We start from the raw sequence: 2508 nt of genomic DNA on the forward strand, positions 1-2508 counted from the left end.
TGTGACTGCTAAACTAAAGTAGACAGTTTTCGCTAGATAAGATGAAACACTTATTTACCCAAATATACCAGTAAAATATATGCCTCCTCCATTGTATGATGATGGTTTAATTCATTAATTTACGGAGGGTAGAGCAAAGGTGGATAAGTGGGAAATGTATATGGAAATACAGCAGTTAATCAAGAAAGGATTCAGTAAGTCGAAAATAGCAAATAAGCTAGGGGTCTCTAGGGCAACTGTATTCAGGCATCTCAAGAAATCTCCTTCGGAGATGGCAGAATGGGTCGAATCTTTACAAACCAGAAAGAAAAAGCTGGACCCATATAAAGAGTTAATATTGAATTGGTTAAGGGAGCATCCTGATCTTTCTGCAGCACAAGTACAGGATTGGTTGATGGAAAGATATAAGGATCTTGAAGTTGGTGAAAGCACAGTCCGTGCTTACGTGAGAGAGTTACGGGATGAATATAGAATAGCTAAAGAAACTTCACCAAGAGACTATGAAGCAATCCCTGATTTGCCAATGGGCGAACAAATTCAAGTTGACTTTGGACATACAAAGCAAAAATCATCGGATAACAAAGAAGTAAAGTTGAACTTTATTGCATTTGTGTTATCTAACTCAAGATATAAATATAAAGAATGGCTGGATCGCCCATTTACAACACAAGATGTTATTCAGGCTCATGACAATGCTTTTCAATGGTTCGGTGGAATTGCAGGAGAACTGGTGTACGATCAGGATAGCTTGATTGTGGTGAGTGAGAATGGCGGAGATCTCATTTTGACGAAAGAGTTCCAACATTATAAAGAAGCCAGGAAATTAAACCTAAGGGTTTGTCGAAAAGCCGATCCAGAAAGTAAAGGTAAGATTGAAAATGTAGTGGGATTTATTAAGTACAATTTCGCTAAATATAGAGTCTTCCACAACATTGACTCATGGAATGAACAAGGTTGGCAATGGTTACATCGAACAGGTAATTATAAAGTCCATAACACAACTAAAAAAAGACCGGTCGAAGTGTTCTCCTTGGAAAAGCAACACTTAAGACCAGTCACAGGAAATATCCATTTCCTAAACAATCATGAAAACAGTATAACAAGAAGTGTCCATAAGGACAATACCATACGGTATTTATCCAATAGGTATTCCCTTCCGCTTGGGACTTTTCATAAGCATGAAACTGTCTCGATTAAAGAAACAAAGGATAGACACCTATTAATCTACCATTCTGAGACAGGAGAACTACTGGCCAAACATCCTATACCAAATGGTAAAGGGGTATTAATTAAAGACAGAAAGCATATAAGAGATCGTACAAAAGGGATCGATGCATTTATTGATACAGTAGCAAATCGATTTGAAGAAACAGAAACGGCGTATGACTACCTTTATAAACTTCGTGAGAAGTACCCAAGGTATATTCGCGACCAGCTACAAATGATACTACGGGAAACAAAAAAAAATAATGTACAGATTCTCACAACAGCCCTTCAAGAATGTAAAAAGAGAAACTTATACAGTGCAACAGATTTTAGCGATATCATTCTATACCTTAAACGCCAACGACATGTTCATGATACAACGAACGATAGCGCTGGGCTTGTTTCCCCATTAAACAGCATATCCGGCTGGGTTATGGAAACAGAAGCACAAAAAAGAAATGTAGATGCCTATACTGTCTTTTTGGAAGAAGGTGATCAAAGTTGAATCAGCTTCAGGAAGTTCAAGATTTATTGAGGTCCCTTCGGTTAGCTGAGACAGCTGATCGATTACCTGAATTAATAAGAGAAGCTGAGAAGAAGGACTTGTCCTTTACTCAGTTTCTACTAGATATAGCAGCCTATGAACAAAAACGCAGAGATGAAAAGCAACTGGAAAAGCGATTTAAGTGGGCAACATTTCCCTTCCATAGTACCGTGGATGAATATGACGTGAATGAGCAAAAGTCCTTAAGTAGTAAGAAGTTAAACCAATTAAAAGACTTAACATGGATTGAGCAACTATATAATATCATTTTTCTTGGACCGCCAGGTGTAGGGAAAACTCATCTTTCGATAGGCCTGGGAATCGAGGCTTTAAACCAGGGGTATAAAGTGATTTTTACAACTATGGGGGATCTAATTCAAGCATTAAAAACAGAAGAAATAACGAGGAAATCCCAAACAAGAATGAAGCGAATCAGAGAAGCAGATTTAGTTATCATAGATGATTTGATGTTTATGGCAATGGATAAACAGGAAGCTAATATGTTTTTCCATCTCATTAATAATCTTTATAATCAATCCTCGATAATACTTACGTCGAATAAAGGACCTAAAGAATGGGGTGAGCTATTAGGGGATCAAGCCATTACTACAGCCATATTGGATCGAATCTTACATCGAGTAGAGATTATTCATTTAAATGAAGACAGTTGGAGAATGAAACATCGAAAAACGATATTTGGTGAGAAAAGTGTTTCAAATTAGTCAGCAGAAATTGTGTCATTCTACTTGACGGTCACA

2 protein-coding genes are annotated in these 2508 nt (G+C 37.3%); both read left to right on the plus strand.

Annotation, left to right across the window (positions count from 1 at the left end):
• The first annotated feature begins 139 nt into the window (after positions 1-139).
• Positions 140-1711: an IS21 family transposase gene (gene istA / locus M3600_RS28195; RefSeq protein ID WP_251648528.1), complete on the plus strand. Its 1572-nt coding sequence runs from the start codon at positions 140-142 to the stop codon at positions 1709-1711.
• Complete coding sequence (gene istB, locus M3600_RS28200) at positions 1708-2472, plus strand: IS21-like element helper ATPase IstB (protein ID WP_251648530.1); 765 nt, start codon at positions 1708-1710, stop codon at positions 2470-2472. Before istA ends, istB begins: the two co-directional genes overlap by 4 nt.
• The last annotated feature ends 36 nt before the right edge of the window (positions 2473-2508 follow it).

Source organism: Niallia sp. MER 6, from assembly GCF_023714395.1.
Lineage (GTDB): Bacteria > Bacillota > Bacilli > Bacillales > Cytobacillaceae > Niallia.